This is a genomic window from Thiofilum flexile DSM 14609, assembly GCF_000380185.1.
GTDB classification, from domain to species: Bacteria; Pseudomonadota; Gammaproteobacteria; order Thiotrichales; family Thiotrichaceae; genus Thiofilum; species Thiofilum flexile.
Genome location: NZ_KB904796.1, coordinates 1 through 6,552, shown reverse-complemented (window position 1 = coordinate 6,552; position 6,552 = coordinate 1). Strand labels below are relative to the sequence as shown.

Below are 6,552 nucleotides of genomic sequence, written 5' to 3'. Positions count from 1 at the left end.
CCAGCCGTTACATTATCCCGAACGTTCTCGAACGTTCAAAGCACGCTTGCTCTTTGGTGGTGAATGATCCCAAGGGGGAAGTTTACGAAGCGACTAGCCACCAACTGGCCAGCCGAGGTTTTCGCCTCCTGGTTATCAATCCCGATGATCCCCAACACTCGCACACCTTCAACCCCTTAGAGGAGGCACAAGATGAAATAGAGCTTGACCAAATCGCTGAAATTCTTATTAAAGCGGGACGAGGAGCCAGCAAGGGAAATGATGATTTTTGGTTGAGTGGTGCTCAGCGTTTCGTTTCCGTATTTTTGGGATGTTTGAAAAACGCCAGCCTTGAAAATCCGAACTGGAACAATCTCGCTAATCTGTACTATCTCTTGCAGAACTTTGGGGAAGATGGGAGCAACCTTGATGATTTTATAGTGCGTTATTCCGTTGACCCGCACAATCCACAAGACCCCCGACTCTGGAACGAATGGCAAGGGGTACTGACTGGCAACCAAGAAGGTATACAAAGCTTTATTTTGAATGCCTTAACTGCATTAAAACCCGCAGGACAACGCAATATTGCCCGTGTTACCGCTCGCTCAAGCTTTCGGCTTGAAGACATACGCCACACGAAAACCGCTATTTTCTTTATAACACCGCCCCAACACGCCGAATATTACGGGTTTCTCACCAGTCTTTTTTTTCGTTCGGTTTTCAATGCCAGTATGCGGAAAATGCCCGACCGCTCCACCTTGCCCCTGTATGTTCTCTATGATGAGTTTGGGCATTCTACTATTCCCAACTTTGTGAGTACCGCGAACACCATACGAGGCTATAGGGTGAGCTTGTCTATTGTCTTGCAGAGTATCGCCCAGCTCGACACTCGCTATGGCAAGGAATACGCCCAAGCGTTACAAGGCGGTTTTCATACCTTACTCACCTATGCAGGGAGTGACCCGCAAACAACCGTATTTTTTCAGAACATCATCGGGAAAACACGGTATTACCAAGTCAAAGACTTACTCGACCCAATAGAAAGATACCGCGAAGATAATTTATTGAACGCCAACGAAATACGCACCATGAAGCAAGAGGAAATCTTGATCGTGGCAGGGAATCAAAAACCCGTTTTGATTCCCTCAAAAGGATTCTTTCAGGTGGGATGGATGAGACGCGCCACCCAAAGACCGCCCGTTCCTGTAGAAGCGGTACAAGGGCAAAAGATCGAATATGTAACCCTTTAAGGCTGGGGTTATCCTCCAATACCTCAAGCGAGAGAGTACCAAACTCCCCGACCAGCTCCGTATTGTTTTATCTGTCCTGCTTGTACAAGCTTTTGTAGATGAGCTTTTACTGTATTTCGACTGGCTCCACTGGATAGCACAATATCCTTTACAGTCACTCTTCCCCTTTTCTTTGCCAGTTCTATGATGAGCAATGAGAGGGCAGGAAGTGCCGCCAGTACCATTTTTTCATGGGTAACTTTCTTTTCTAATGCGATCACTTGGGAAAGTAAGGAACGCAGAAAAAACAACACCCACGGTTGCCAGTTGGGGGACTCGGTGCGTATCGTGCCTTGCGTTTGTCGTAAAGCAATATAGTAAGCTTGTTTGTTTTGTTCTATGACTGCCTCTAGAGAGCTGTAGGGAACATACACATACCCCGCCTGAAGTAAGAGCAGGGTTGTCAGTACACGAGAAAGTCGCCCGTTTCCATCTTTAAAAGGGTGTATTTCGAGAAATACCACTACAAATACTGCAATAGCAATGAGAGGGTGAATATTTCTCTCTCGTTGCTCGCGGTTGTACCAATCCACCAACTCTTGCATAAAGCGAGGAGTATCAAAGGGGGAAGCGGTCTCAAACACAACCGCTATTTGTTCACCTTTTTCATTGAAAGCCCCCACATGGTTCGCTGTACTTTTGTAGGAGCCTCTATGGTGTTCGTCTTTATGGCTGTACTGGAGTAAGTCCCGATGAAGTTGTTTTATATGATTTTCAGTGAGGTTGATATGTTGCCATGCGGAAAATACCAACTCCATGACCTCGGCATACCCCGCTACTTCTTGCTCGTCGCGTGTGTCAAAGCGTTTGATTTCCAAGCGAGCTAGCAATGTCTCAATGTCTTGATTAGAAAGCTTACTACCCTCAATACGAGTCGATGAGCCAATACTTTCAATGGTGGCGACTCGTCGCAAAGAGAAAAGCCGTTCAGGAGCGAGCGTGCCAAGCGACTGCCAAGCGCCTTTAAACTCATCAATTTTTGCAATGAGATCGAGAATGGTGTGATCAACAGAAAGGGTATTGAGAATAAACATATCCATTTATATATCCGATTCTATCCATTTTTCAAGTTTTTCTTATCTCACTTCATCCTCATGAGGGGGAGTTTTCCCCCTTCACCCCCTCAAAAATCTTACTAGCCCGATTTTGCAAATCGTAGCTTGTAAGATTTTTGTTTTTTCCTATAGTTGTTTGTATGAACGTTCGGTTTGTAGCAAATGAACAAAGTGAACGTTTGCTTTGCAACACTTGAACACCCCAACTATATGACCTCTTCAAACCTTACTGTCACCGAAGCTAGCAAACGCTTTCATATTGATAGAAGCCGAATATATCGGGCTTTTAAGAGTGGTGAGATGAGCCGAAACCCTGACGGCACTATTCAGCTAGTGGAGTTTTTGCGAGTGTTTGGAGATGTTCGCCAAACGTTCGCGAACACACAAAACGAACAAAGTGAACGTTCGCGCGAACACACGGAAAGCATAGAAAACAACCCCCTCTATAAATCGAAACTGGAGCAAATCCGATTACTAGAGGAGAGCTTGAGGCAAGCCCAAGAGCGGGAGCAATGGCAACGGGGGCAGATTGAGAAATTGACGGATACTATCAAGCTACTGGAAGCACCAAAGATCCAACAGATTAGAAAGTGGATGTTTTGGAGGTGGTAAAGGTTAAGTTTTACCATTAAAAATTGAGTTTATTATTTTAATAAACCATTGAATTATTGGTGTGTTTTCACTACCAGCCCAAAATACTCGTACTAGATACCCAGCTAAAAATGTCAATAAAAAACCACCTGTTTTCCAAGTCAAATACTTTGCTTTACCCCAAAAGATATTACCGTAATTGTCTTTAAAATACTTATCAAAATCTAAGTGTGCTAACAATGCAACTAGATAGTAGTCACATACATCTTTATTTTTTGATGGGTTTTCTCCAAACTCATATTCTTTAACTTTTGCTTCACATAATGCACTTTCAGCTACTTGAGCACGTTTTTTTAATTGTTTTATAAACTCACCATTATCAACATACGCTAATGATGTAGTACCAATTAACTTACTATTTCTATCTATATTTCTCACTATTGATGAACAAGTTAGCTTAATAACATCTAATAATGATCTATGAATATGACCTTCTATTTTTTTAATCTGGGATAGCTTGTGATTTTGATTTTCCTCAGCAGTCCCAACAGTTAATAAAGATCTAAAATAATGATCTAATGCATTGCGCATCTCATTAAAAACTTGTAGTGGAAGAAGGTTAATTCTAGACTCATAAATTGCAACAACTTGTTTTGTGAGAAAATAAAGATAAACTGCATTTTTTAGGCTTTTATCCTGTACAGATGCAGCTGCATCATCTGGTGTTGCTGTTAATATTTCTGGTCTTATACTAATTTCTTTTAGATAATCTCTTGATTCAGATCTTGCATCAATTTTTCGCCGAATTTTTAATGCTTCAAATTGAAGAAAGTTAGATACAGTATATAAAAAATTACTTATTTTTATTAAAAAATATGAGGCTGTTTTATATAAAAAAATTTTTAATTTTTCAACCATAAAAAAACCCCAAAACTTGTCTATAAGATTCAAATTAAAAAGAATAAATTCCTTTAAATTTGCGTAATATCTTTCTCAAAGGTTTGGTATCAATGAGGTCAGGATGACCCACTGGTATAGCGGTACCCATGTCTTTGCTTACTTTTAAACAATCAATAGCTGGAGCACCCAACAACTCCCTTTCTATATCTTCATTGTCTTTTCCTAAAAATCGCTTATAAGCATCCATATCTTGAATTGGTCTTGTTTCAATAGTCATATAAGTATGTTTAGAAAGAGCCATTTGAAGAGCCTTAATATCAAGGATTTGGCCTTCTTCTATTGTGAGGCCTTTATAATTTTCAATTCCCATATCAATTCTTATCTTATTTATTTATTTAAGTATATGTTAATAAATAAAAAAACAAGCTACTTTTTGAAAGATATGAAAGTCAACACCTCTGCATATAGACTTTGTAAGTAAGCTCGAACATTGTAAAAAAAGCTGTTCATTACTTAATACTCTATTTTGTATGCAGAATCTTAAAAAATAAGATAAGAGGTAACACTTTGGCTACAACACCCCCTCTTATGTTAACACTCTCTCAAAAATGACCGTTTGTCAACAAAAATCAACCGCTCACCAACCAATTTGTGATGGTTGCCCTATTTAAAATTTAAATAGGGCAACCATTACCTATTTGCCTAAGTAAGTATTATTCAAAAGCTCTCTAAAATGCTCGGTGAGAGCATCCAAAGTGTCAAGCATGGGTGGGTCAGCGTCTCGCAACTCGGCGCAGTTCAAAACACTCCTAAAAGCATTTTGCAAAATCACTAGTTGAGCGTGTGTATTGTCGTACTCAAAAGGTATTTGAGTAGTAGCGGTATTGCCGAGAGTAGGCAATAGGGTATTATCTGCTGGCATTTTTAGCCTCCTGTACAGGTTGAAAATGAAGTCCTGCTCTAGGTGGTCGAAGACCTAGGGTAGGGCGTTTATGATTAACGACTATTTTTTAGTAAATTTATCTCCTTGATTTAAAACTATTTATCTCTTTGATTTTCTATCATTTCTCGAATCATATCCCAATCTTTTACCACCTCATCAATAAAATCTCTAGCATGGCTCATTTGCACCAATGCTTCATCAACATCCCCTTTCATCATTTTATCTCTTGACCACTCTAAGCAACCCACAGCATTTCCACATATCCCTATAAAAAACTCGTATTTCTCTTCTGGAGTTTTTCCTTCATACATATTTACATTAAAATCATTGTCATTTTTAGCTTTCTTTTTCATATACTTAAATTTTTCATAAAAAGTTATTTTCTACAATAAACTTATAAAACCTATACCCAACATCCTCAACCATAAGCAATTCTTTTTCATTTTTTAGTATGCTCCATCGTTGAATAATTGCCTCAAAAATCTTTTTTTCTTTCAAATAAGCCTCAAACTCGGCTTGTATATATTTTCTCACCTTCTCAGAGAGTGAAAAGAACTCATCAAATACCTTTCTTTTTTTGGCTTGCTCTTCTTCTCTTTTTCTTTCCTGCTCTCGTTCTTCTTTTTGCTTTCTCTCTTCTTCGGCTTTTTTCTGTGCTACTTGTTCTTTCTTCTTTTGTTCTTGAGCGCCTATAACATTACCGTAATCGTCTTCAATCGCTTTGCTTAAATACCCCGCTTTATTAAGGATGGGTTTGTTTTTTTCTGTTGCAAGCATATAGGCAATATTTCTTTCTATCTGCTTGATACCATACTTGTTTTTATAGGTTTTTGCCTTCTCAAAACTAAACCCGTAGCTCATTAGTGAGTCAATAATGGGATGGGTCTCTGGCTGCTCTGTGGGAGTCTCTCCAAGCTGGAGCTGTGCGACTTGTGCGGAGGTTTCCGCCTCTGATCGAATCAAGACTACAAAGCAAAGCCCTGTTATTTTTCGCCCTGTTTTTATATAGCGCACCTCGAAAATATTAAGGTCGGTTTGGTCGGTTATTTCTCGTACTGGTGGCTCTATTACCCATTTTTTTAAGTCTGCAAAAATTGGGTACTTTCCTTTTTCTATTCCTAGAAAATTCCTATATTCTTCTAGTGTAAAAGTTTTTTCAAATCTATCTTTCCCGTTTTTTTTTGGTACCCAAGCGTCTTTTATTAAAAGCTCATAAAGTCGTATACTATACGAGCTTTTAAAACTCATGACATGATTGAGCTTATATTGTGTAAATTGCTTCTTAAGTTGTAATAGATATGGTTTGAGCGATTTATCAAAACGAAGTTGGATAGTGCCAGAGCCATGAATGTATTTTACATACGAAAGCCAAGCTGTTACTTCAACCTCTTTTCCATTTTTTAGGAAAACCCTTTTTCCCACCAATTCTTTAGCCGCTTCTTCTACTTTTTCATAGAGAGATTTATCAGTTTTGAGGTTAAACATTTCAGCAAAATCTTGTACCCGTATTTCATAATCTTCAAAATCTTCATCATCTACATGAATCTGAGAGGCAAGCAGAAGAACAAGCCTTTGTTCTCCAATTGAAAGCTTGTACCGTGCCTCTATAAGGTCATTTCCTTTCTTTACAATTGCATTTTCGTTGTATTCGGGAATAACAAGCATTTTTCACATACTTACGGGGTAAAATTATATTGAGATAATATACCTATATGTATAGATGTCAAATATTATCTCAATTTATTGACTTCACCCGCTTTTCCTCCATAGTTCACCCGCTTTTCCTCCATAGTTC

The 6,552-nt window shown here is 38.9% G+C and carries 8 protein-coding genes; 2 read left to right on the top strand and 6 right to left on the bottom strand.

The genetic code is table 11. The features are described 5' to 3' along the window. Positions 1–1,229: type IV secretory system conjugative DNA transfer family protein (locus A3IK_RS0115025; RefSeq protein ID WP_020560807.1), on the top strand; the 1,229-nt coding region annotated here is incomplete at its 5' end. A gap of 23 nt (positions 1,230–1,252) precedes the next feature. Here A3IK_RS0115025 and A3IK_RS0115020 read toward each other — a convergent pair. Beyond that, a complete protein-coding gene (locus tag A3IK_RS0115020) occupies positions 1,253–2,308 on the bottom strand; it encodes a Fic family protein (RefSeq protein WP_020560806.1) in 1,056 nt (351 codons plus the stop codon). A gap of 177 nt (positions 2,309–2,485) precedes the next feature. On the opposite strand from A3IK_RS0115020, the gene A3IK_RS0115015 reads away from it, so the two are divergent. Next, positions 2,486–2,935, top strand: coding sequence for a plasmid replication DNA-binding protein (locus A3IK_RS0115015; RefSeq protein ID WP_162596671.1), 450 nt, complete (start codon positions 2,486–2,488; stop codon positions 2,933–2,935). A gap of 3 nt (positions 2,936–2,938) precedes the next feature. Here the strand turns inward: A3IK_RS0115015 and A3IK_RS0115010 are convergent, their stop codons facing one another. From A3IK_RS0115010 to A3IK_RS20510, 5 genes are all read right to left on the bottom strand, one after another. Beyond that, positions 2,939–3,832, bottom strand: coding sequence for a hypothetical protein (locus A3IK_RS0115010; RefSeq protein WP_020560804.1), 894 nt, complete (start codon positions 3,830–3,832; stop codon positions 2,939–2,941). A 34-nt stretch (positions 3,833–3,866) separates the two neighbouring features. After that, positions 3,867–4,184 (bottom strand): hypothetical protein, encoded by a 318-nt coding sequence (locus A3IK_RS0115005; protein ID WP_020560803.1) that lies wholly within the window; start codon positions 4,182–4,184, stop codon positions 3,867–3,869. A gap of 324 nt (positions 4,185–4,508) precedes the next feature. Further along, positions 4,509–4,736, bottom strand: a complete 228-nt coding sequence (locus A3IK_RS0115000) for a hypothetical protein (RefSeq protein ID WP_020560802.1) — start codon at positions 4,734–4,736, stop codon at positions 4,509–4,511. Positions 4,737–4,852: 116 nt separating this feature from the next. Beyond that, positions 4,853–5,110: a hypothetical protein gene (locus A3IK_RS0114995; RefSeq protein WP_020560801.1), complete on the bottom strand. Its 258-nt coding sequence runs from the start codon at positions 5,108–5,110 to the stop codon at positions 4,853–4,855. A gap of 13 nt (positions 5,111–5,123) precedes the next feature. Continuing rightward, entirely contained in the window at positions 5,124–6,422 is a 1,299-nt protein-coding gene (locus A3IK_RS20510; protein ID WP_020560800.1) for a replication initiation protein, read from the bottom strand. Positions 6,423–6,552: the final 130 nt, after the last annotated feature.

Excerpts from the sequence above, each read along its gene's own strand:
- A3IK_RS0115015 (WP_162596671.1), top strand. The coding sequence starts at position 2,486 with ATGAACAAAGTGAACGTTTGCTTTGCAACACTTGAACACCCCAACTAT.
- A3IK_RS0114995 (WP_020560801.1), bottom strand. The coding sequence starts at position 5,110 with ATGAAAAAGAAAGCTAAAAATGACAATGATTTTAATGTAAATATGTAT.
- A3IK_RS0115010 (WP_020560804.1), bottom strand. The coding sequence starts at position 3,832 with ATGGTTGAAAAATTAAAAATTTTTTTATATAAAACAGCCTCATATTTT.
- A3IK_RS20510 (WP_020560800.1), bottom strand. The coding sequence starts at position 6,422 with ATGCTTGTTATTCCCGAATACAACGAAAATGCAATTGTAAAGAAAGGA.
- A3IK_RS0115020 (WP_020560806.1), bottom strand. The coding sequence starts at position 2,308 with ATGGATATGTTTATTCTCAATACCCTTTCTGTTGATCACACCATTCTC.
- A3IK_RS0115000 (WP_020560802.1), bottom strand. The coding sequence starts at position 4,736 with ATGCCAGCAGATAATACCCTATTGCCTACTCTCGGCAATACCGCTACT.
- A3IK_RS0115005 (WP_020560803.1), bottom strand. The coding sequence starts at position 4,184 with ATGGGAATTGAAAATTATAAAGGCCTCACAATAGAAGAAGGCCAAATC.